Origin of the sequence: Sunxiuqinia elliptica, assembly GCF_900113005.1 — a bacterium.
Classification (GTDB): Bacteria; Bacteroidota; Bacteroidia; order Bacteroidales; family Prolixibacteraceae; genus Sunxiuqinia; species Sunxiuqinia elliptica.
Window position 1 is genome coordinate 201,687 of record NZ_FONW01000003.1, and the last position, 24,328, is coordinate 226,014.

General features: G+C 41.5%; 19 protein-coding genes. 9 read left to right on the forward strand and 10 right to left on the reverse strand.

Going from position 1 to position 24,328, the window contains the following annotated elements:
* Positions 1 to 675 precede the first annotated feature (675 nt).
* The 4 genes from BM156_RS09170 to BM156_RS09185 form a co-directional block, all read right to left on the reverse strand.
* Positions 676 to 1,293 carry a DEAD/DEAH box helicase gene (locus BM156_RS09170; protein WP_093919558.1) on the reverse strand — a complete coding sequence of 206 codons (618 nt, stop codon included), beginning with the start codon at positions 1,291 to 1,293 and terminating at the stop codon, positions 676 to 678.
* Between the two features lie 176 nt (positions 1,294 to 1,469).
* A complete protein-coding gene (locus BM156_RS09175) occupies positions 1,470 to 1,919 on the reverse strand; it encodes an outer membrane beta-barrel protein (protein ID WP_093919559.1) in 450 nt (149 codons plus the stop codon).
* Between the two features lie 156 nt (positions 1,920 to 2,075).
* A complete protein-coding gene (gene mnmE, locus BM156_RS09180) occupies positions 2,076 to 3,473 on the reverse strand; it encodes a tRNA uridine-5-carboxymethylaminomethyl(34) synthesis GTPase MnmE (protein WP_093919560.1) in 1,398 nt (465 codons plus the stop codon).
* Between the two features lie 12 nt (positions 3,474 to 3,485).
* Positions 3,486 to 4,370 (reverse strand): glycosyltransferase family 2 protein, encoded by an 885-nt coding sequence (locus BM156_RS09185; RefSeq protein WP_093919561.1) that lies wholly within the window; start codon positions 4,368 to 4,370, stop codon positions 3,486 to 3,488.
* Between the two features lie 241 nt (positions 4,371 to 4,611).
* Between BM156_RS09185 and BM156_RS09190 the strand changes: the two genes are divergently transcribed.
* The 5 genes from BM156_RS09190 (at position 4,612) to BM156_RS09210 (ending at position 10,999) form a co-directional block, all read left to right on the forward strand.
* The gene (locus tag BM156_RS09190; RefSeq protein WP_093919562.1) at positions 4,612 to 5,733 is read left to right on the forward strand and encodes a glycosyltransferase family 4 protein; all 1,122 of its coding nucleotides are present in this window, start codon (positions 4,612 to 4,614) and stop codon (positions 5,731 to 5,733) included.
* 257 nt (positions 5,734 to 5,990) lie between these two features.
* Positions 5,991 to 6,737 carry a 3-oxoacyl-[acyl-carrier-protein] reductase gene (gene fabG, locus BM156_RS09195; RefSeq protein WP_093919563.1) on the forward strand — a complete coding sequence of 249 codons (747 nt, stop codon included), beginning with the start codon at positions 5,991 to 5,993 and terminating at the stop codon, positions 6,735 to 6,737.
* A gap of 81 nt (positions 6,738 to 6,818) precedes the next feature.
* On the forward strand, positions 6,819 to 7,676 hold the full coding sequence (locus tag BM156_RS09200) for a PfkB family carbohydrate kinase (RefSeq protein ID WP_093919564.1): 858 nt from the start codon (positions 6,819 to 6,821) through the stop codon (positions 7,674 to 7,676).
* A 263-nt stretch (positions 7,677 to 7,939) separates the two neighbouring features.
* The gene (locus BM156_RS09205) at positions 7,940 to 9,835 is read left to right on the forward strand and encodes a SpoIIE family protein phosphatase (protein ID WP_093919565.1); all 1,896 of its coding nucleotides are present in this window, start codon (positions 7,940 to 7,942) and stop codon (positions 9,833 to 9,835) included.
* A 117-nt stretch (positions 9,836 to 9,952) separates the two neighbouring features.
* Complete coding sequence (locus BM156_RS09210) at positions 9,953 to 10,999, forward strand: mechanosensitive ion channel family protein (protein WP_093919566.1); 1,047 nt, start codon at positions 9,953 to 9,955, stop codon at positions 10,997 to 10,999.
* A gap of 25 nt (positions 11,000 to 11,024) precedes the next feature.
* Here BM156_RS09210 and BM156_RS09215 read toward each other — a convergent pair whose 3' ends face one another.
* Positions 11,025 to 11,387: a NifB/NifX family molybdenum-iron cluster-binding protein gene (locus BM156_RS09215; RefSeq protein ID WP_093919567.1), complete on the reverse strand. Its 363-nt coding sequence runs from the start codon at positions 11,385 to 11,387 to the stop codon at positions 11,025 to 11,027.
* 82 nt (positions 11,388 to 11,469) lie between these two features.
* On the opposite strand from BM156_RS09215, the gene BM156_RS09220 reads away from it, so the two are divergent.
* Positions 11,470 to 12,024: a PepSY-associated TM helix domain-containing protein gene (locus BM156_RS09220; RefSeq protein WP_093919568.1), complete on the forward strand. Its 555-nt coding sequence runs from the start codon at positions 11,470 to 11,472 to the stop codon at positions 12,022 to 12,024.
* Positions 12,025 to 12,038: 14 nt separating this feature from the next.
* Complete coding sequence (locus tag BM156_RS09225) at positions 12,039 to 12,593, forward strand: hypothetical protein (protein ID WP_093919569.1); 555 nt, start codon at positions 12,039 to 12,041, stop codon at positions 12,591 to 12,593.
* 120 nt (positions 12,594 to 12,713) lie between these two features.
* On the opposite strand, the gene BM156_RS09230 is transcribed toward BM156_RS09225, so the two are convergent.
* From BM156_RS09230 to accC, 5 genes are all read right to left on the reverse strand, one after another.
* Positions 12,714 to 13,499: a hypothetical protein gene (locus BM156_RS09230; protein WP_093919570.1), complete on the reverse strand. Its 786-nt coding sequence runs from the start codon at positions 13,497 to 13,499 to the stop codon at positions 12,714 to 12,716.
* A 199-nt stretch (positions 13,500 to 13,698) separates the two neighbouring features.
* Positions 13,699 to 16,116, reverse strand: coding sequence for a thiamine pyrophosphate-dependent enzyme (locus BM156_RS09235; protein WP_093919571.1), 2,418 nt, complete (start codon positions 16,114 to 16,116; stop codon positions 13,699 to 13,701).
* Positions 16,117 to 16,394: 278 nt separating this feature from the next.
* Complete coding sequence (locus tag BM156_RS09240) at positions 16,395 to 17,930, reverse strand: acyl-CoA carboxylase subunit beta (RefSeq protein ID WP_093919572.1); 1,536 nt, start codon at positions 17,928 to 17,930, stop codon at positions 16,395 to 16,397.
* A gap of 11 nt (positions 17,931 to 17,941) precedes the next feature.
* Positions 17,942 to 18,451: an acyl-CoA carboxylase biotin carboxyl carrier protein subunit gene (locus BM156_RS09245; RefSeq protein WP_093919573.1), complete on the reverse strand. Its 510-nt coding sequence runs from the start codon at positions 18,449 to 18,451 to the stop codon at positions 17,942 to 17,944.
* A 12-nt stretch (positions 18,452 to 18,463) separates the two neighbouring features.
* Positions 18,464 to 19,978 (reverse strand): acetyl-CoA carboxylase biotin carboxylase subunit, encoded by a 1,515-nt coding sequence (gene accC / locus BM156_RS09250; RefSeq protein ID WP_093919574.1) that lies wholly within the window; start codon positions 19,976 to 19,978, stop codon positions 18,464 to 18,466.
* 202 nt (positions 19,979 to 20,180) lie between these two features.
* Between accC and BM156_RS09255 the strand changes: the two genes are divergently transcribed.
* Positions 20,181 to 22,811: a DUF5916 domain-containing protein gene (locus tag BM156_RS09255; protein ID WP_093919575.1), complete on the forward strand. Its 2,631-nt coding sequence runs from the start codon at positions 20,181 to 20,183 to the stop codon at positions 22,809 to 22,811.
* Between the two features lie 107 nt (positions 22,812 to 22,918).
* Positions 22,919 to 24,247, forward strand: coding sequence for an MATE family efflux transporter (locus BM156_RS09260; RefSeq protein ID WP_170846915.1), 1,329 nt, complete (start codon positions 22,919 to 22,921; stop codon positions 24,245 to 24,247).
* Positions 24,248 to 24,328: the final 81 nt, after the last annotated feature.

The following is a 24,328-nucleotide window of genomic DNA, read 5'->3' on the forward strand; positions in this document are numbered from 1 at the left end:
TGATCTTCCAATACCACCTGTCCAACATTAAGCGTCTTTCCAAACTTGTTTTGGAAAGTGTTTGGGAATTGTCTTCGTCATCAGTTTCTAGCTTATCGTCATCGCGAACGGAGTGAAGCAATCTTCATCCATTCGTTCTTTTCTCCTTGGATGAGAAAATGAACCAAAAGAATCAAGGCTCACGATCTTTTTTAGAGAAAACTACGGATCCGCCATGCCACGAAACTCAACTCCACTCCATCCCCCTCAATAAATATCGGGGTGCTGGGAGTGTCAAACAGAGTTTCTTAACAAGGACCATCCCAATGTCTTCCCTTGTTTTCTAGTTCAAAAATCTCGTAGGCCAGAGTTCCACCTTCGGAGAAGTAAGGGACTTGATTTTCTAATGCCACCAACCCCCAATTAAGCGTCTTTCCGAACTCGTTTCGGAATCTGTTTATGAATTGTTTACACTACCCGTTTTGACTTTCCTGTCATCGCGAACGGAGTGAAGCGATCTCCTTAATCCTCTCTGATCACTGACCACCGATCACTCAATCACTTTTTCACCATCTTCCTTTTCGTCATCGCAAACAACGTGAAGCGATCTTCATGATCTTTCCTTACCACCATTCACCTAATCACTCAATCACTTTTTTCGTCCTGATCACTGGACACACAGCACTCGTCCAACTTTTAAGATTCAAAATGAAGGACTTCCCAGTTCTTATCAATACGTTCTAACAGGTCGTCAAACTTCTCATGTCCTTTGTTTGCAAACAAGAGGCACTGAATTTTTGCGGAGCCATCAGCAACACGGTATACAACCGGATGATAACGATTGGGGAAAATGGTTTCGGCATCGTCAACCATCAACAGCTTAAGGTTGGAACATGGGATTCCGGTATTGCTCAGAAGCTCGTTAATTCGTCGAGGAGTTCCGATCACAATATCAAGCCCCTCATAAATCGTGTCTTTTTGGTACAGCAAGCTTCCTTGCTCAAAGACCGTAAATGTGCGAAGGTTGGTATGTTTTCCCAGCGTTTGAATTTGCTCTTCCAACTCAAAGGCTTTTTCTTTGGTTTCAACCATGATAATTGCTCGTGGAGCTTCCTCAAAAGCTTCTTTAAGCTGCTGGATGACACCAAGGGCAATGGTTGTTGTTTTACCGGCACCTTCCGGGGCAAAGACCAACAGGTCGGCGCCCGACTTAATTTTAGGAATACAGGTTGATTGAATTTGCTTCGGCTCTTTGTCTAAACCTTGATCAATAATGCCTGAGACTAATTCTGGATATAGTTTTTTAAATTTCATGCGCTCGTTCTTATCTTGCAGTTAACAGCTCCTCTGATAGAGTTGCCAATGGTTATAAACCATTCCCCAATACTATTTGACTGCAAAACTAGTAAATTCCAGCGAGAGGAGTAACACCAAGCTCATTCTCATTCCCAACCTTACCTGTTCAACGAAAACTGTTCGTTTGTTTCGGATTAATTCACTCTTCGCTGCTCAGTCTCGGAGGCTGTTTTTCGTTTTCGAACATTGATGGCTTCATTGCCAAAGCGGTGGGTGAAGGTCAGCCGTATGGCACGTGATTCAAAGTCAAGGTACCAGCGGGTATAGATATTCAATTCAGGTTGGTCGGCAACACTTTTGAGTTTATTGGTCTTCAGTAAGTCTGTAACATTCAGGTTAAAGCGACTATTTTCATTCTTTAGCTTCCATTGCATCCCAATATCCAGGCGACCAGAAGGCCTACGCTCGTATAGTCCTGAATTTGATTTTGACCGGTAAAAGCCAGAGACTTCGCCCGAAACTCGTTTACTAATGGTTAAACTATGGCTGGAGTTGATCCGATAATTTTCGCGGCGGATGTCCAAAATTATGTCTTCGTAGTCAGTTTTTAGTTGATTGCGCACCCATGTAAAGTTGTTTTGCATCTTCCACCAGTCGTTCTTGAACTTAAACTAAAAAGTAATCAATCACATGCCCTTTGATAATTGAGTCGCGATGAGCTTTGCCCAGTAATCGCATGTGATTCGATTACTGGCAATCTCCTCTATGTCATTTCAACTAAATTGGAACCAGTATCGAATTTACTTTCCGATACAGAAGTTTTTAAAGATGTGTCCAAGGACTTCGTCGTTGCTGATTTCACCGGTGATTTCTCCGAGGAAATGAAGGCATTCGCGGATATCCTGAGCCAGGAAGTCACCGCTGATCCCGTTGTGCAAACCATCAATTACCCGGAGTACTGCTTGGTGTGCATTGGTCAGCGCCTCGTAGTGACGAATATTCGATACAATTACGTCAGTTCCTTCTGGTTGGGCTACCTGGGCATTTTCTTTCAGCAATTCAATAAGTGCATCCAAGTTTTGCTGCTTCTTAGCCGAAATAAATACCAGGTCTTCATTGTCATTCAAGAGAATAGCGCCCAGCATTTCTTTAATCTTTTCATTTCCACCAAGGTCTGCCTTATTTCCAACGATAATCAATTTCTGATCCTGAATGCGCTCCCGGATCAGGTTTACCCGCTGGCTAATTAGATCGATGGGATTACTTAGATCGGTTACCAACAAAACAATGTCGGCTTGCTCCAACTTGCTATAGCTCCGTTCAATTCCCAGATTTTCAATCTGGTCAACGGTCTCACGAATACCGGCCGTATCGAAAAAGCGGAAAGCTGTTCCTTCAATGTTCACCACATCTTCAATCACATCACGCGTAGTCCCGTGAATATCCGACACAATGGCTTTTTCTTCATTCAAAATGGCATTCAATAAAGTCGATTTCCCCACATTGGTTTCTCCAACAATGGCTACCGGAATTCCGTTTTTCAGGACATTTCCCAACTTGAATGAGCTGGCCAGTTGATGCAACAATCGCTCAATCTTTTCAGTCAGATCCACCAACTGCTTACGGTCGGCAAACTCAACATCTTCTTCGCTAAAATCGAGTTCCAATTCAACCATGGCAATGAAGTGCAGCAGTTGATCACGCAACTTCTTAATCTCATTGGAGAAACCTCCCCGCATTTGTTTCAAGGCCATTTTGTGGTTAGCCCTGTTAGTTGATGCAATCAGATCAGCTACAGCCTCTGCTTGCGAAAGGTCCATTTTGCCATTCAGGAAAGCCCGTTGGGTAAATTCGCCGGGCAAGGCCATGCGCGCACCGCTCTTCAGCAGCAATTCCAAAATGCGTTGCTGGATGTAAACTGCGCCATGGCAGGTAATTTCCACAACATCTTCGCCCGTAAAGGAGTGGGGGGCACGAAACAGGGCGACCACCACCTCATCAATAATCTCATCGGCATCGCGAATAGTTCCTACGTGCAGCGTGTTGGCTGCTTGCTCCGACAAGTGTTTTGCTTTTGCCGGAGAATGAAAAACTTGATCTGCAATAGCCAGTGCTTCTTCGCCTGACAAACGGATGGTCGCTATTGCTCCAACACCTGGAGAGGTAGCAATAGCGCATATAGTAGCTTGATCGATCATGTATGGACCTTTTTAGAAAATTCGCTTCAAAGATAATATTAATAACAGGAACAAAGCTTCCGGATTCAATGGGTTGTATTTCAGGCTCCTTTTCAGAAAGAGACGCGCAAAACCATTTCTTTTAAGCTTAAATAAGGTAAAGCCCAAAGATGAATACCGCTTCGAAAGCAGCTTGGGCTGTCCTTCATACAGATCCAGAAACTGCTTTAAATGCATGTATTTGGTAATCACTCTTCCGTGCTTGTCGAGCGTAATGCTATCGCCCGATTCATAAACGTTTACTAAAACTTCCGGAATGTGGTAAAAGTAATAATCGCGGGCAATGCGAGTAAGCAATTCCCAATCCTGAAACGACTTGTATCGTGGGTTAAACAGGCCAGACTTTTTAAATACCTCCGTCTTAACAAGAATGGTGGAAGTGGTAATAAAGTTCCTTTTCAGCAGCCGCTTTAAAATATTGCCGTTCTTACTTGAAGAAAACCGGCTCGGATGGGTGCGCAGGATTTTACCATTGTTTTTCTTTCGCGCAAACGTACAATAAACAACGCCATAGTTCGAATCCAGCTTATTAAATGCCTGAAGCTGCTTCTCCAACTTTAATTTATCCCATAGATCATCATCATCAAGCATCGCAATAAATTCACCCTGAGCATTTTTAATACCATGATTCCGGGCATTGTTGGCTCCCTTGCTTGGATTGTAAAAATACTTTATCCGTGGGTTTCCCTGAGCCAGTTTTTCGACAACCTGCTTGGTATCATCCTTGGACTGGTCGTCAACAACCAATACTTCCAGGTTTAAGTAGGATTGTCCCAAAACACTTTCAATCGCTTGAATTACCTTTTGGGATCTATTATAGGTAGGAATTACACATGAAATAAGCGGCGTGTCCTTCATTTAATTCGATTTTCATTAATTGATCACGCAAAAATACATAGATATTGAAGAATTACAGGTTGCTTTCCCAAATATTCATCTTATTTTTGGCTCTAGCAAAACGAAGGTGCGGTTTGTGCTTGTTTGTTAAGATACGTTTTCTTTGGTCACAAGATCGTGGAGGTTACGATAAAAAAGCAGGAGACAGGGAAGCACGATTGTCCGTTTTAATGCCCATTATTTGAACCTAAAAGATTAATAAATGCAGATTTGTATTACACGCTCATCAAGATATGCTTATTCTGAAACGTTTATTCGTGATCAGATCAAGGAGTTTTCGGAATTGGCTCAGGTTCATTCGATTCATAGTGGTCGCTTTCCAGAGAAAGATGAAGATGGTAATCTGCTTAGTCCTAAGGTATTTTGGGGCATACACAAATTTGTTAAGCTCTTCACCGGGAGGAATAATTACTTTAGCAACTATGGAGTAAAAAAGTATCTTCAGAAGAAGAAGATTGATGTTGTTTTGACCAATTATGGAATCTCTGCAGTCCACATGGTTCCTGTGTGTAAGGCTCTCAATATTCCTTTGCTCGCTATCTTTCATGGGCACGATGCAACAGACAGAAAGCTTCTTCAACAGTACAAAAACAAATATCCTCGATTATTTGAATATGCATCCTATTTGATTGCGGTTTCTGAAGATATCAAGACGCAGTTGATAAAACTGGGAGCTGATCCAGCTAAAATTGAAGTGGTTCCTTGTGGGGTAGATTCTTCAAAATTTAAACCCCAAACAAACCCTACTGATGAGAAAAGTTTTATTTCAGTAGGACGATTCACCCCGAAAAAGGGGCCGTTGCATACCATTCGAGCTTTTTACAAAGTGATTCAAGAAGAACCGAATGCAACGCTTACAATGGTGGGAAGTAAATCTGGCTTGTGTGGTAAGTGCGAGCAACTGGTTGCTGAGTTAGGAATTGAAAAGTCGATCCATTTTACCGGGGTTTTGGGGCCCGATGAAATATCAAATTTGATGAGCTCATCTCTTGGATTTATCCAACACTCCATCACCGCACCCAATGGAGATACCGAAGGGACTCCCGTCAGTGTTATGGAGGCTAGTTCTTCCGGACTGCCAATTATTAGTACTCTTCACGGAGGGATCAAACAAGCAGTGGTGCATGGTGAAACCGGATTTTTAGTAGAAGAACAGGACGAGGACGCAATGGCGAAATATATCTTGCAAATCTGCAAAAATCCAGCTTTAGCGAAAGAGATGGGAGCAAAAGGGCGTGCGCATATTCAAAAAAATTACGAGCAAAAAGAGCAAATCAGAAAATTACATCGCCTTGCAGAGAAGGCAATTCAGCGTATCAACTAGCTTTTTACCGTTTCTTTTAAATAAAACAAGAAGTGAAACAATAGCATCTTAAATGATGCTGAAAAGGAAATAAAGCTTGTCTTGCTCTGCGATTGACTTTTCTTCATTTATCCGTTTTTTGAATATACTGGTTAAAAAGTCGGTATAAAAATCCAAAAATAAGTGGGTAAATCATTCTTTCCAGAGCGTATTTAGATCAGCTTTCGTGGTTTTTATTACATTTGCTACTCTAACAAATTTCCATAAAATAGTATAATATGAAACTATTAGAAGGTAAAACGGCACTGATTACCGGTGCTTCAAGAGGTATTGGTAAAGCCATTGCATTAAAATTTGCTGAAGAAGGTTGTAATATTGCCTTTACCGATCTTTTTGAAGATGAAAATATGAAGGCTACTGAAGCAGAGCTTGCTGCATTGGGTGTTAAATCCAAAGGTTACGCTTCAAACGCCGCCGATTTTGCAGATACCGACCGGGTAGTTGCAGAAATTGTAAAAGAATTCGGGCAAATCGACGCTTTGGTCAACAATGCCGGAATTACAAAAGATACTTTGCTGATGCGTATGACTGAAGAGCAGTGGGATGCTGTTATCAATGTCAACCTGAAGTCAGTTTTTAACTTTACCAAAGCTGTACAACGTACCATGTTGAAACAACGCTCTGGATCGATTGTTAACCTGAGTTCAGTTGTTGGTGTTAGCGGAAATGCTGGTCAAGCAAACTATTCAGCATCAAAAGCGGGAATCATTGGCTTCACCAAATCAATTGCCAAAGAGCTTGGTTCACGCGGTATTCGCAGCAACGCCATTGCTCCGGGATTCATCATTACTGAAATGACTGCCCAAATTCCAGAAGATGCTCGTAAAGCATGGGAAGCAAACATTCCAATGAAGCGTGGAGGTACTCCGGAAGAAGTTGCAAAAACAGCTTTGTTCCTGGCTTCTGACTTGTCAAGCTATGTAAGCGGACAGGTGATTAATGTTTGTGGTGCAATGAACACCTGATTTTAGCCAAACAAAATACCAAAGGCCGTCATCAAAAGTGACGGCTTTTTCTTTTACCAAAATCAAACAAACGTTCTGTTTATGAAGAAGGCCCTGTTCTTTGGCTTAGCAACCTTAGATATCCAATACCTGGTTGACCAATTTCCGGAAGAAAATATCAAAGTAAAAACTCATCCTCCAGAGCTTTTGGTAGGAGGGCCGGCAACCAATGCTGCGGTTGCCTTTTCGGTGTTAAATGGGGGAGCAAATCTGGTAACAGCCATTGGGCACCACGCCTTTGTTCCTCACTTTCAACAGGACTTCTCCCAAACGAACATTCAGCTAACAGATCTGCTTGCTAATCAACCGGCAGTGCCTGTTTTAGCCACCGTCATCACTTCAGCAAATGGCAACCGGACCATTTTTACACACCATCCGGAAGAAGTAGAACAAAACCAGTCATTCTCTAGCTTGCTGGATGAAGTCGAGCCAGAAATCATTTTGCTTGATGGTTTTTATCCTCATGCGGCAGTTCAACTATGCCAGGAAGCCAAGCGCAGAAAGATTCCGATTGCTTTTGATGGGGGAAGCTGGAAAAAGCATTTACCCGAGCTGCTGCCTCTTGTCGATTTTGCAATATGCTCGCATGACTTTAAGCCACCCGGTTGTCAAACAAGCGGAGGAGTATTTGACTACCTCGATCAACAGTGCATTCCTTATAAAGCCATTACGCGAGGTGGTTCCAGCATCCTCTATCAAACTTCCGAGGATCAAGCTGAAATTGCCGTGACTGAAGTTGATGTTGTCGATTCCTTAGGGGCCGGAGACTTTTTCCATGGAGCATTTTGCTACTATTATCTTTGCTCAAGGGATTTTGTCGATGCTCTTCGCAGGGCAAGCTTATTAGCTTCTCAAACTTGTCGGTTTAAAGGAACCCGATCCTGGATTAACAAGATTTAAATATTTTTAATACAAGGCACGAAACAGCAAAAGCGGAATAATCAACAGGCTAAAATAAAACTCTTGCCCGATTGCATGAATGCTTCAAACAAAGAACAGGAAGGACAAAGAAGAGCAAAGCAGTTGCCCCTGTCGCTTCGGTGAGCTAAAAACCATATGAAATTAATGATGAAAATCAAAGCAGAATACGATAAAATATGCTCTTTCCTTTAAACTTTATTTTCCATAACTTGCATTGATCTAAATGCTTGCTTGCGCTTTTCATGAACAAAAAAAGTATTGCTTTTCAACTTGGGATCTATGTGTTAACGGCTGTAATCCTGGTTAATGCATTGATTGTGTTTCTAAACTACAAACACAGCAGGGATATTTTGTCTAAAAAAATAGAAGAAGGAGCGATCCATCAATCGGGCTTAATCATCAACGAGATTTCGAAGAAGATTGTTAACGATCAGGAGGTAAGCCGAAATGTGGCCAACCAAGCCTTATATTATCATGCGCATGGCGATTTAGGCAAGTTTATTGAGCAGGTGGTGAAGCATAATCGGGTGATGAATGGCTTACATGTTCGGTTAATTCAGTCAACCGATACCTTGCTGTTTTCGTCCTACCGGAATTCAAAAGGACAAGTCGATAATTTCCAAACACCACAAAACAATTCGATTACCCGCTTCCCAAACCTTGTTGATTCTACAGCATCAATCTATCGTGGCATTTGGTCCCAGCCATTCTATTCGGCCTATGATTCCACCAAGTTGCAGGTTTCATACTTCTTGCCAATTCCTTCCAACGATTCTACGATGCAAGGCATTATTGCAGGTGATATTAATTTGGGCTTTTTATCCCAAGCAGTCTCGAACATTCGAATTGGAGTAAGTGGATTTGCTTTCATTGTAAATAAAAATGGTGATTTTTTATCGCACCCCAATCCATCGTGGATTTTGAATAAGAATCTTTTTCACCTTGAATCGAAAATATTCGATACCCAACATGGTTATTATGAGCAGCTCCTTGAGAATGGAATTCCGGGCTCTGGAACAGCGTTCCCCGAGATCTTGAATTATCAGAAGAGTTGGTTTTATTTTGCCCCAATTCCGCATACCGAATGGCGGGTAATTGTTGTTATTCCCACCAAGGAGCTTTACGATGAACTGGATGTTGCCTTTCAGGAAATTGTATGGATCTCACTACTTGGTATTTTGCTGACATCCTTGATTATTGTACTTATTTTCAACAAAATGCTTTCGCCCTTAGCACAAGTAGCTCGTTCCATTCAACGTTTTAGCTTTGGAGAACGGGGAAGAAGAAGCAAAAAGAATGAAATTGAGCTGTTAAATGACAGTTTAAAAGAACTTCAGGTTCAGTATGGAACCTATATGAAAGAGCAGAACCAAATTCGAAAAGACAAGCGGAAATACGAAAAAGACCTTAAGTCGGCCAAAGAAATACAGCGCACCATTGTTCCACAAGACTACAGTTTTCTGGAAAAGCATGGGGAGATTGATTTGCATGCGATATTACAACCAGCAGAAGGTATTGGCGGCGACTTATATGATTTCTTCTTTATCGATGAAAAGCACTTGTTATTTACAATTGGAGATGTATCTGGAAAGGGGATTCCTGCTGCCTTATTCATGGCTGTTGCCAGTACATTGATCAAAACAAAGTCGAATGACCTTTCGGCAATGAATATTGTTGACGTAGTCAATAAAGCACTTAGCAAGGAAAATCTGAACCAACATTTCCTCACCCTCTTTTTGGGTGTTTTAAACCTCGAAACCGGAGCGTTAGACTATTGTAATGCCGCTCACAGTTATCCTTTTTTGATCAGTTCAAAGAAAAGGGCCGTTCTGTTAGAGCAAACACATGGCCTTCCGATAGGGGTATATTCCAATAAAACCTACAAATCAAGCTCAATTATTTTATCGAAAAATGACCAATTGGTATTTTATACCGATGGGGTAACTGATTGTAAGGATGTCTCTGGAGAAATGTTTGGGATGCCCCGGCTAAGACAGTTCGTGGACAGTTACGGGACTCATTCTCCCAAAGAGCTAACTGAGGCTCTTCTTGATGAACTAATGGCTTTCAAAGGCAAAGCTCCTCAAGCTGATGACATCAGTGTCATGGCCATCAAATTTAATGGGAAGTATCCTTAAAAGAGCTTGATTTTTGTTTTTTTTCAAGTTTATAGGAAAATACTTCCTGATTTTTAGCCAGCCATATTGAACGTTCGTCTTGCTAGCTTGTTAGCTTAAGAAAACACTTGGCTGTCTATGGATTTATTTGTACAAATTGCCATCATTGCTGCTGGTATCGTTGTTGGTATTTTTATTGCCTATGCCTTAATTGCTTACTTCAAGAAAATTGTTCGTCGAACCACTGAGCATGGGGTAGGCATAAAGCTTATTCAACTAATTAGCCTTCCATTCATTTTTCTCATCGTATTGATTGCCGGTTCTACGCTTTTTTCAGCAACTAAGCTCAGTGATCAACTGGATGTTGACACATCAATAATTGGAGGAATACTTTACATTATTTCTCTTAGCTGGTTAATTATCAATGCAATCAGGGGAATCAAAGTTTATGTCTTGGCTAAATATGACATTTCGACCAAAAACAATCTGAAAGCTCGGAAAATACACACCCAACTATCGGTTCTCGAGCGCATGCTAATCGCCATTGTCATTCTAATTGCTACTGCTATTATTTTGATGACCATTCCGCAAATTCGAAAAGTAGGAGTAAGCCTACTGGCTAGTGCCGGAATTGCAGGAATCATTATCGGTTTTGCGGCTCAAAAAAGTATTGCCTTAATCCTGGCCGGCTTTCAAATTGCGGTAACTCAGCCGATACGCCTGGAAGATGTGGTTATTGTGGAAGAAGAGTGGGGATGGATCGAAGAGATTACCTTGACCTACGTTGTTGTTCGCATCTGGGATAAACGACGACTGATTGTCCCAATTACGCATTTTATTGAAAAGCCTTTCCAGAACTGGACACGTACCTCTGCTGAAATAATGGGAACGATCTATATCTATGTTGATTATGGCTTTCCGGTAGAGGCCATGCGGCAGAAATTAACAGCAATTTTGGAGGAAACTCCACTTTGGGATAGGCAGGTCAATGTGCTTCAAGTAACCAATTTAAATGAAAAAAGCATGGAACTTCGGGCATTAGTCAGTGCTTCCGATTCCCCTACAGCATGGGATCTTCGCGTCTATGTTCGCGAGCAACTTATTCGATTTTTACAGGAAGAATATCCGCAGTTTTTGCCAAAAGGGCGAGTTTATTTGGAAAATCAGCCGGAAACGAGGCGCTAATCCTGTCTCCGGCTGTTGGTTGGTTTTAGTGTTCGCAGTTACCATGATGTTCTGTACATATCGACAAATCAGTATGGTAATCCTTGTTTTTCCATTGAATAACAGCCTCATCAATTGTTCCGCTAAAGCCGGTTAACACGGTGATGTTTTGAGCTTTTAGCTTTTGAATTGCTCCCTGACCAATTCCTCCAGCAAGTAGCAGGGTGACCCCGTCTTGCGCAAGCTCTTCAGCCAGGTTTGATTTACAGCCACATCCTTCAGCAGATGTTTTTGCATATTGCCGAACAATTTCTTGATTATCATTCAATTCGACTATTGAGAAAAATTCGCAGTGCCCAAAATGTCCATCAACACTGCTTCCTTTTGTTGGAATCGCGATCTTTGTCATTATGTGAAGCTTATATTTTTGTACTTTTGCTTGAATTAAGATACAAATATAAAGAACATATGTTCTTATAAAGTAATTTTCAATGAAAATTCGACGACTTCTTAGAATTCTTCATCGCGACTTTGGCTATTTCATCACAGGTATGCTTTTGATTTACGCCATTTCAGGTATCGCAATTAATCACCGAAAAGATTGGAACCCGGACTATTACGCTATTTCAGAAACAATAGATCTTCCCACCCAAGCCTGGTCTGAACTATCGGAAGCTGAAGTTCAACAAATCCTTAAGAAATTTGAGGCTCAACCAGTCTATAAGAAGCATATTTTCAGCCAACAGGAATTGGTTAAAGTCTTTGTCGAAAATGGTATGGTTATTTATAATCCGCTTGCAGGAAAGGCAGAGTTGGAATTGTTAATGCGTCGTCCCGTTCTCTATCACATCAATAAATTGCATATGGCTGCAACCACTAAAGCCTGGGTTTGGGTATCCGATATTTTATCTGTCATTCTAATTTTTGTTGCCATTTCAGGCCTATTTCTTTTAAAAGGAAAACACAGCATCACCCGAAGAGGGCTTTGGCTAACACTAGCAGGCTTTATAATTCCACTGTTCTTTTTAATTTTTTACATATCTTGAAAACAAAAACAACCATGAAAAAACTAAGCTTGATTTTATTGAGTTTGATGCTAGCCACGATGGCCTGTCAAACTTCCCAAAAGAAGTCAAATGAAGGTTCCTCAGAGATTCATCAATTTACTGTTGATGAAATCCAAACCAAAGGCTACGATTATATTGGAAAAGAAGTCGCCATAACAGGCACCGTTTCGCATGTGTGTAAGCACAGCGGACAACGATGCTTTTTGATGGGAAGTGGCGAAGAGATTACCATTCGCGTGGAAGCGGGACATCAAATTGGTTCATTCAACCAAGAGCAAATGGGGAGTGATTTAACGGTTACCGGAGTTCTGCAAGAAATTCGGATTGACGATACTTACCTTGCAGAGATGGAAGCTGAAGCAGGAACTTGTAGCGAAGAAGAAGCAGAGCATACCCACGATGGCAATCATGAAGTTGATGGAGGAAAACATGATCAGGATAAACAAAATCAGTTAGCAGAGATGCGTCAAAAGATTGAAGCATCTGGTAAAGGTTATTATTCCATTTTTTACCTGGATGGCATCAAAAGTGAAGAAGTTGTAAACTAGGTCAATAGCTTTTAGTTAAAAAATAAGAATAGGCAAGGGGTTGGCAAATGTGCCAGCCCCTTGCCTATTTAAATGATCGGAGAACGCAATCGATCTGCTCTCGTTGGCAGACAAATTCGTTTATTTCTTAGTTACCTCAAGCAACTTTACAGGAATCGCATTCAGATCATAGAATGGCTTGCAGATCTTCGTTGAATCTAAGAAATGCCCTTCGTAAGTGATCTCCAGTAGATCATCAATATTGGGTTTATAGCTTACCTTCTGATCTTTGGCAACTACCACAAAATAGTCATCAGCACTTGACTTTAGCCACTGATTGCCCCAAATACCAGCCTCTTCGCATTCACTTTCAATAACTCGAACTGTAGCCGTATAAACTACAGGTGTTTCAGGTTCTGAAGTTGGGGGCGTAGTTTCATCAGCTGGTCGATAAGCTTGAATTGTAAAGCTATTGCTCTTGTCCGTTGCATTAATGACTTTAAACCACAAATTGGGATTTTTCAGATCTTCATCAGAAATGCTGATGTTTTTTAGGTTAGCAGTCAATGAATCATTTCTTGCTTCGGTTCCAAGATCTCCGGTCGTTAAGTGTGCAACAGTCAGGGGAATGATCTTTTTATCGCCATCAGTTTGATAGTTTCCATCCCAAACAACATCAAATTGGTGTTGTTTCTCGCCTCCAGTATATTCCAGGTTGAGATATAACCAATTCTCATAAATACCAGCTTCCACAATTTTAAAATCTTGTTGCTCTTCAGGCGCATTAACTTGTGCCGATTTATAAAGCTTCATACTGGCTGTTGCCCCGTTTTCAGTTACTGGCTCAGTAACTTCATTTTCTTTTTGGCATGCGACAAATACACAGGCCAAGAGGAGTAGTCCTCCTAAAACTCTTGTCATTTTCATTATCCAATCAAGTTTTAATTGTTTGCATTTAACTCCTGAACGACCAGTAAACACGAAACGCTGCAAGAGGAAAGCCACTTTTTATAACAAATGCTTTAGAAATAACTTAAATAACATAAGCTCAGGGCTTTCATGGAATGAAAAAAGGCCAGCACTTGTATAAAGTGTCGGCCTTTTCGTTGTATCTTTTATTCTTTCGTTATAGCGAAGGATATTTCTTTAGATCTATTTCATGCATCATCGCGTAAATAGCCTCAAAAATCTGCTCAACATTGGGCTTACTAAAGTATTCTCCATCGATGCCATAAGCAGGACGATGTTCATTCGCAGATAAAGCTTTTGGCGCCGTATCTAAGTAATCAAAAGCCTTTTGCTCATCAATTACTTTTTGCATCATATAAGCCGTTGCACCTCCAGGAACATCTTCATCAACAAAAATTACCTTTCCGGTTTTCTTGATTGATTCCAAAATACGATGATTAACATCAAAAGGAAGCAAAGTCTGTACATCAATAACTTCAACTGAAATCCCTTTTTCCTCTTGCAACAACTCGGCAGCTTTTACTGCATGGTTGACGTTCCAGGCATAAGTTACCAAGGTAACGTCAGTTCCTTCAACCATGACCTCAGGTACACCCAAAGGAACCTTAAACTCGCCCAAGTTATCGGGTAGGGGTTCTTTTTGATTATAACCTTTTAAAGGCTCAATAACCAAAGCCGGGTCATTGGCTGAAAGCAAGGTATTATAAAAACCAGCAGCTTGGGTCATATTACGTGGAACACAAAGGTACATACCACGAAGTGATCCCAACAGCATTTGCATGGGCGATCCGGCATGCCAAATACCCTGTAACTGGTGCCCGCGAGTACGAACAATTAGAGGTGCAGCTTGCTTGCCTTTTGTACGATACTGCATGCTGGCCAAATCATCACTCAAGGTTGAATGGGCATAAATCAGGTAGTCCAGGTATTGAACCTCTGCAATTGGACGGAAACCACGCATGGCCAGCCCAATACCTTGTCCAATAATTGTGGTCTCACGAATGCCGGCATCTCCAACGCGGGAAACACCATACTTTTCCTGAAGACCTTTCATTCCCTGGTTAACACCTCCCAATTTCCCGGTATCCTGACCAAAAGTTAACAGGTTCGGGTAATTGCCAAATAACACATCGAAGTTTTTATTCAAAATAACAGAGCCATTCACCTCTTGAGAGCTATCGGAGTAGCTCGCTGCCACAGACGGAACATGAAGAGCCGAATCAATGCCTTCGCGATACAGCTGACTGCTGTAAAACGCCTTGCTACGCAATTGGAATTCGTCAATCCACGCATTCAACTTTTCACGGATAGCCTTAAGTTCAGAATCGCCATGAATAGCGTAGGAGATCCGCTGTGCAAAACTCAAATACTTCCTCCGCGTAGGGAAGATCCGTTTCTTTATTTCTTCAAACTCTTGAATATAATTGACTTTACTATTCGATTGCTGTTTAAGCTCGTCGATAAGTTGCTCTAAGCTGTCCGCTTCTTTTTGATATCCGTTGGTGTAATTTTTCCAAGCATTCTTTTTGGCCTCTTTTGCCCGCTTTTCTGCCTTCTTCTCCAGTTCTGTCACGGTATCCATATCGGCGTTTCCCGACTCGATAAGCCACAATTTGAACTGGTAAATTCCATCGTATTCTTTTTCCCACTCCAAGCGCTCTTTGCTTTTGTAGCGTTCATGCGAGCCACTGGTTGAATGCCCCAAAGGCTGCGTCACCTCCTGTACGTGGAATACAACTGGCGTGTGCGTTTTCCGACATTCAGCAATGCCGTTGGCAAACATCTTAACCAACTGGGGATAATCCCATCCCTTGCCGGTATAGATTTTTAGCCCATTTGTTCCTTTTTGTTTCTCAAAGCCTTTCAGGGCCTCCGAGATACTTGACTTCGTTGTTTGTAGTTCAATCGGGACACTAATTCCAAACCCATCATCATAGACAGCAACAGCCAATGGCACTTGCATCACCGAAGCGGCATTGATGGTCTCAAAAAACATGCCTTCTGATGTACTGGCATCTCCAATACTTCCGAAAGCCACTTCATTGCCTGTTACATTGTTCTGCAACTGCTTTTTCAATGATGGGTTATCGCGAACCACTTTCGAAGCTTGAGCTAAACCTAACAAACGAGGCATTTGCCCTCCGGTTGAACTAATATCGGAACTGGAGTTGTAGCGATCTGCCAAGTCTTTGATTTGTCCTTCCTCCGTAATGTTGGATGTACAAAAGTGGTTGTTGAAATTGCGTCCTCCTGTTGACGGATTAATGGTATCATCGGTATCACCATAAATCATGGCGAAGAACTCTTCAGGTTGCAATAAACCTAAGGCCAACATGAAGGTTTGATCGCGATAATATCCCGATCGCCAGTCACCCTTTTGAAAGGCTTTGGCATAGGCTACTTGCGCAATTTCTTTACCGTCGCCAAAAATGCCGAAATGGGCTCTTCCGTTATGCACCTCTCGTTTTCCAAGAATACTTAACTGGCGACTTAAATAAGCAATATAATAATCGTTGAGTAACTCAGTGGTTTTACGATCTTTTGCTGTTAGTTTTCCCGCTTTTTCTAAAAGCATTGACTGATTTTTTGTGATTAAGACTCGTTCATCTGAAATACATTACAAGAACGTTCGGTCGCTCGATTTGTTTAGACAGATCGAATGATGAAAGCTGTTGTAAAACCTGTAAAAAAGCTTGATTCAGCTTATTCCAGCATAGAACTTTTTTGATCTTTAATAATAATTATCCCCTTTGGTCTTGTCGTAATCCCCCCAGATTTTCAAAAACCAGTGAAGTGAAGAAAAACAGGCTGCCAACCTTGTTTTTTGGGTCTAAAGCAGCCTGTCGTAGCTATTTACAGTGGAATATTTCCATGCTTACGTGGCAGATTGGATTTCCGCTTATTATGCGTCATTTCCAATGCATTGATGATTTTTTCTCGCGTATCTTCCGGATAAATGATTTCGTCAATATAGCCTAAAGATGCTGCCCGGTATGGGTTTGCAAATGCATCGCGGTACTCTTCAACGGCTTCCGCCTTTTCTTTTTCGTCCGTAATATTACGTTTCAAGATATTGATTGCTCCCTCAGGTCCCATTACCGCAATCTCGGCTGTTGGGTAAGCGTAGTTGATGTCTCCGCCAATGTGCTTGCTGGACATCACATCATAAGCTCCTCCATAAGCTTTTCGGGTGATCAGGGTAATTTTTGGTACTGTCGCCTCAGCAAAAGCGTAAAGCAATTTTGCGCCATGCTTAATAATGCCTCCAAACTCTTGTTGTGTTCCGGGTAAAAATCCGGGTACGTCAACTAAAGTTACCAGTGGAATATTAAAAGCATCGCAGAAACGCACAAAACGGGCTGCTTTTGCTGATGAGTTAATATCCAAAACCCCGGCCAAATGAGCTGGCTGATTCGCTACAATTCCTACCGACTTGCCGCCAAAACGGGCAAACCCGATAATAATATTGGCTGCATAGTTTGGCTGAACCTCCAAAAAGTGTTCATCATCAATAATTTTGAAGATGATGTCTTTCATATCGTAAGGCTTGTTCGGATCAACCGGAACGACCTCATTTAAAGCTTCAATTTTCCGATCAATCGGATCGGTTGTTGTTTGTACAGGTGGTTCCTCCATGTTATTGGAAGGAATAAAGCTTACCAGCTCACGAACCATCATGAGGGTCTGCTCTTCATTATCACCGGTAAAATGAGCAACGCCACTCTTTGAGCTGTGGGTTACAGCGCCTCCCAAGTCTTCTTTCGAAACATTTTCATGAGTAACCGTTTTAATCACCTCAGGTCCGGTAACAAACATGTGGCTGGTTTCATTGACCATGAAAATAAAGTCGGTGAGGGCAGGAGAGTACACGGCACCTCCGGCACAAGGGCCAAGAATGGTACTGATTTGAGGAATCACCCCTGAAGACAGTACATTATTATAAAAGATATCGGCATAACCGGCTAAACTTTGCACACCTTCCTGAATACGGGCTCCACCAGAATCATTCAATCCAATCAGTGGCGTTCCCATCTTAATGGCTAACTCTTGAATTTTGACAATTTTATCGGCATTCGAGCGGCTCATGGTCCCTCCGAAAACCGTAAAATCCTGTGCAAACACATAAACCAAACGGCCATGTATTTTTCCATACCCAGTGACAACACCATCACCTCGGTATTTCTTTTTATCGATTCCAAAGTCGGTTGCACGGTGAGTCACAAACTTATCGATCTCATTGAAAGTTCCTGCATCCAATAGTTCTTCGATACGCTCACGGGCTGTTTTCTTCCCAGCAGCATGTTGCTTCTCAATACGCTCTTGACCACCACCGGCCTCGGCTTCTTTATTCAGTTGTTCAAACTGTTCAAATTTGCTTTTTAAATCCATAATTTTTCTAATTATTCGATTTCAACCAATACCTGATTGGACTCAACAGTGTCACCATCAGCCACGTTCACTCTTTTGACCACGCCGTCAACAGCCGCTTTGTATTCACTTTCCATCTTCATGGCAGAAATGATTACAGCAGTCTGTCCCTGGCTTACGGTATCACCTTCCTGAACCAACACTTTGACAATTTTACCTGGCATCGGAGCAATAATCTGTTTGTCGCTCACCGAGATACCACTAGCACCACGATTACGAATGTAACGAGCTTCTGCATCAATTACCTCCAAATCGTAGGTATTATACAAGGTATAAGCGGTATAAGTCTTGGGTTTTTGAGAAGGCACCAGTGAAATATTGTGTGAACGGTTGTTCTCTATAATGGAAAAAGTTCCTTCATCGTTATGCATCAAATCGATGTTATAAACCTTGTCATCAACCATAATCTCAATGAGATTTTCATTTTGATTCAAGATTTTAACAGACGCGATTCGATCACCTAGTTTAATTTCAACAGGCATAATTATGTGTTTTTATAAACGATCAAAATTCTTTTGGTAGGTATATTTCTTCCAGCGGTTTTTAGCTGGGTTGAGCTCCTTACTCGGAATCACTTTGTTCTTCCGGTTGATAAAATCAAAGTAGGTTGAAATAATAACCATATCCTGACATTCCTGCTCACAATCATCAGTCGCCATCAGCGTACTACGATTCTTCTCAATAAAGTTGGTATCGTAGTTTCCGCTAACAAAATCAGGGGTATCCATAATCCTTTCCAAGAATTTCAAAGAAGTGCGGATTCCAGTGATTTTGTACTCATAGAGGGCTCTTCGCATACGCTGAATGGCTTCTTCCCGGGTTTGTGCCCACACAATCAACTTGGAAATCATTGGGTCATAGTGAATCGGAATTTCATAGCCTTCATAGACATAGCCATCCGTCCGAACTCCCAATCCCAAGGGCTGGGTAATGGTATGAATCTTTCCGGGTGAAGGCATGAAGTTATTGTCTGAATCTTCAGCATAAATCCGACATTCAATCGCGTGACCTTTTTGCTCTAGCTCACTTTGAATCAAGTTGAGATGTTGCCCTTCCGCCACGTCAATCTGCTTTTTCACCAAGTCAATTCCGGTAACGCGCTCAGTAATCGGATGCTCTACCTGCAACCGCGTATTCATTTCCAGAAAATAATAATTCAGGTCATTATCTACTAAGAATTCAATGGTTCCAGCACCAACATAGTTTACCGCTTTAGCTGCATCAACCGCATGCTTTCCCATTTGAAAACGCAACTCTTCAGTCATTAATACTGAAGGGGTTTCTTCCACCATTTTCTGATGACGACGCTGAATGGAGCACTCCCGTTCAAACAAGTGGACAGCATCTCCATGCTGGTCTCCTAAAATTTGAAACTCGATATGATGCGGTGACGTCACATATTTTTCAATGTAAACGGCATCATCACCAAAAGCAGCCAATGCCTCAGACCGTGCAGCGCGAACACCAGAAATGATGTTCTCCTCTTTTTCAACCAGACGCATTCCTTTGCCGCCACCACCAGCCGATGCTTTAATCATCACTGGCAAACCGATTGTGCGGATTGTTTCAATGGCTTCATCTTCCGATTGAATAGCCTCGGTTGTTCCAGGAACAACAGGTACTCCGGCAGCAATCATGGCTTTGCGGGCCTGTATTTTGTCACCCATCTTTTCGATCACTTCTGGCGAAGGACCAATAAAAATGATTCCATTATCCTTACACAATTTGGCAAATCCCGCATTTTCAGATAAAAAACCGTAGCCTGGGTGAATGGCATCGGCTTTTGATTGTAAGGCTACTTCAATAATTTTATCAGCTTTTAAATAACTGTCTTTCGATGGAGCCGGCCCTACGTAGTAAGCTTCGTCAGCATAACGAACATGCATCGAAGTTCGGTCGGCATCAGAAAAAACAGCAACAGTTGCGATATTCATTTCACGGCAGGTGCGCATGATACGGATCGCAATTTCACCCCGGTTAGCTACCAGGATTTTGTTGATTTTCCTCATAATAAACTTTTAATACTTCAAATATTTGTCTTATTAAATAGTCTTTCCTGTCATCTTCTAAATTCTACCATAAAAACCATGTTCGGAATAAAAAGTTCTCTCAAGACCTTCATTAATTATCTTTTACGCTAAAAAAAACTTTCCATTAAAAATTTGTCAGCAGTAAAAATTATGTATATTCGCATATCATTAGATAAAAATTATGTTTTGCCAAAAATCACGAATAACGCTACTAACCACCTTGTCATTTCTGCTGTCATCTTCCTTCATTCAGGGACAGTCAAACGCCACTTATAATTTATCTACAGATTCCGCAGTAAATCTTGCAGCCAGCCAAAAACGAGTATACTACGCATCTTTTATTACTGAAAAAGTGCGCATTGACGGTTTATTGAACGAAAACCAATGGGAAAGCGGAAAATGGAGTGGTGGTTTTATCCAACAACAACCCAAGCAAGCTCAAAATCCATCGCAAGAAACGGAAGTATGTGTGTTGTATGACCAGGATAATTTATATATAGGCTTAAAGTGTTATGATAATGAACCTGAAAAGATTCGATCTGTTCTAAGCCGTCGTGATGAAATTAGTGGCGACATTGCGGGAGTGGCTATTGATTCGTATGCAGACAAGCGAACTGCATTTGAATTTGATGTATCGGCGGCTGGGCAAAAGGTGGATATGATGCACCTCGGAGATTATGAATGGGATTACAACTGGGATGCAGTATGGGATGGCAAAGCAACTGTACAGGATTCGATGTGGACCGTTGAAATGAAGATTCCTTTCAGTCAGCTACGCTTTTCGGATGAAGAGGAGCAAGTGTGGGGTATTCATGTATGGCGTTGGATCGACCGCCATATGGAAGAAAGCCAGTGGAAGCTTATTCCGATTGATGCTCCTGCCATGGTCTATCTTTTTGGCGAACTGAGAGGAATTAAGGGAATCAACTCCAAACGAAAGATGGAGTTTTTACCCTATGGCAGTACCAAATATTCTCCCAATACCGACTTAAAGAACAAAACGAATTATGATTTTGGACTCGACGGGAAAATTGGCTTGAGTTCTGACTTTACCTTAGATTATACGATTAATCCCGACTTTGGACAGGTTGAAGCTGATCCTTCGATCTTAAGCTTAACGTCCTACGAGGTTTTCTACGATGAAAAACGGCCCTTCTTTCTCGAGGGTAATAACGTGTTGGATTATAGTTTGGGGCGTGATTTACTGTTCTATTCCCGGCGAATAGGCCGCGCGCCGGTTTATACACCAAGTTTGAATGACAAGCAGACCATGTCGCTTCCGGATAACACAGCGATCATCAACGCCTTAAAAGTTACCGGAAAAAATAAGAAAGGCCTATCAGTCGGTGTTGTTCAAAGTTTAACAGCAAAAGAAAAAGCAACGATTTATACCGGCAACGAAAAGGAGCAGCAGACCATTGAACCTCTTTCAAATTACTTCGTCGGAAGGGTCAAGCAGGATTTTAATGAAGGAAATACCGTTTTAGGTGGAATCGTTACCTCTTCACTACGGGCAATTGACGACGATCATCTTAACTTTCTTCCCAAATCGGCATTCGTCGGAGGAATTGATTTACAGCACAACTGGAAGAAGAGAAAATACTTTCTGGATTTGAAAGGTTTCTATAGCCGTATTGCCGGAAGCGAAGAGGCAATTACTGAACTTCAAACAGCCCCCCAACACTACTATCAAAGGGCAGATGCTGACCATCTGAAATTTGATCCTAATCATACGAACCTGACAGGACATGGAGGACAAGTACGAGGAGGTAAGCGTAGTGGTAAGTTCAGAGCTATTGGATCTTTTAACTGGCGATCGCCTGGCGTCGATTTAAATGATCTGGGGTACTTGTACCAAGCTGACTACCTGGAAAGTGATTTGGAATTGAAGTACCAAGTTAATAAACCTAAAAGCATTTTTAGAGACTATTACTTTGAACTCAGCCAAAAACATCAGTGGAGTTATGGTGGCGAGCAAACGAAAGAAGAGATCGAGTTGCATGGCTTTTTGCGCTTCACAAATCTGTGGCGAATCCATGCCTTTCTTGAGCATGACTACAACTTGTATGACACCCGAGAGCTAAGAGGTGGTCCTAAACTTTTTAAAGATCCAACCTGGGAAACGCGTCTGTTTTTCCAAAGCAATAATGCCAAAGATCTTTTAATTGCCGGAGGACCTCATTGGATCTGGTCAAAAAATGATCTATACAAAAGAAACAACTATACCTTTTACATCCGGTGGCAAATCAGTGATCGATTCAACATCAACAGTCAAACAGACATTGAACAATTAAACGACTATCACCAATATGTGCGTCAATTAAGGTTGGCTCATGACAGCAAAGGCTATCTGGTTGGGGAACTTAACCGGAAAACTATTTCGACTACGCTTCGTCTGGAATACTTCATTAGCCCCGAGATTTCACTACAATATTACGCTAATCCTTATGCATCGGTTGGTTCATACGAGAAATTCAGGCGCGTTAATGATGGTAGCAGTACCGATTTAGGTACACGCTATTGGCAAGCCTCAAACCTTCAGCTTGAAGAACAAGTCTATACGATGACCGATCAACAAGGCGAAACCTATCGCTTTTCAAATCCTGATTTCAACTATCAAGAACTACGATCAAATCTCGTTGCTCGTTGGGAATTTAGGCCGGGCTCTACCTTATTCTTGGTATGGAATAGCAACCGTCTGCTGTATGAACGCAACACAAATCATTCAGTAAGCCAAAGTTATAGCGACTTATTTGGCTTGAAATCAGAGCATGTTTTTATGATCAAATTTAATTACTGGTTCTCTTTATAAGCTCAGCAAGGAATCTTACTTTTGTCGGCTTTTTATTATAGAACACAAAGCGTAAACCATTCATGTAAATTTGTGTTCTTTTGTTTTCTAAATTGAAGAAAGAGACCGTGAGAATTTCAAATTATTTACCCATATACCGAAGAAATCTTCGCTTGGCATTTCCTGTTGTATTGTCTCAACTCGGACAAGTAACGGTAAGCTTAGTCGACAACATGATGGTTGGTCATGTTGGAACCGTTGAGTTAGCAGCAGCAGCATTTTCCATTAATATTTTTCATATCGGAATGCTTTTAGGGATTGGTATCACCATGGGATTAACTCCTTTGGTAGGAACCATGTATAGCCAGAAAAGAGAACTGGAAGTAGGAGAGTACCTGAAAAATGGTTTGTTGGTTCACCTCTTAGCAACGGTGCTTATTTCAATACTCATGGCATTTATCAGCTTTTTCCTGGACAATATGGGGCAACCCGCTGAAGTTATTGAAAAAGCTATTCCTTATTATTTACTATTGGTTCTTTCCTTGCTACCCATGTTGCTCTTTTACTCTTTCAAGCAATTTTTGGAGGGAGTAGGAAATACTAAAATAGCGATGTATATTACCTTAACTTCCAATTTGGTAAATATCTTTTTAAACTACCTGCTGATCTATGGAAAGTTTGGTTTTCCAGAACTCGGATTGAATGGAGCTGGGATTGCAACTTTAATTTCCCGTATCATCATGCCCTTGATGCTCATTCCCTTTATTATAAAAAATAAGCAATATAAAAGAGAGTTTCGGATTGCGTATCACGCGAAGATCCAATGGACAAAAGTCAAAGAAGTATTCTCGGTGGGCTTACCAATTGGCCTGCAAATTATTGTTGAAGTATCTACATTTAGTTTTGGTGCTATTATGATGGGGTGGATTAGCAAGGAGGCTCTTGCTGCCCACCAAGTTGCTATTGGCTTGGCATCATTTACCTATATGATTAGCCTTGGCGTTGGTGCAGGAACAACAATTCTGGTCAGTCATGCTCGAGGAATGGGAGATCGAATGCAAATGCGACGCAGCATCTTTGCCTCAGCTCACCTGGTGGTTTTATTCATGTCGATCATGGGAGTTCTATTTGTACTTCTTCGCCACCAATTACCTTTATTATTTACCGATGACACCGAAGTGGTTGTGATTTCGGCAGGCTTACTTATTGTTGCGGCCTTATTTCAAATATTTGATGGTGTGCAGGTCATTTTGTTAGCTTCACTTCGAGGACTATCGGATGTAAAACAGCCCATGTTTATGGCTTTTATTAGCTACATGATCTTGGGTTTACCCATCAGCTATTTATTTGGAATTGTTTTGAATTTTGGCGCTATCGGTGTCTGGATTGGCTTTTTGAGCGGACTTGGCTTTGCGGCAATTCTATTTTCGTTTCGTTTAAAACGTCATTTATGGTAGTTCTCTGCAAACCTTTGTAACAAAACAAATAAACTAGTATGAAAAGAAAGCGGGCTATCATCGTCATGATAACCCGTGTTC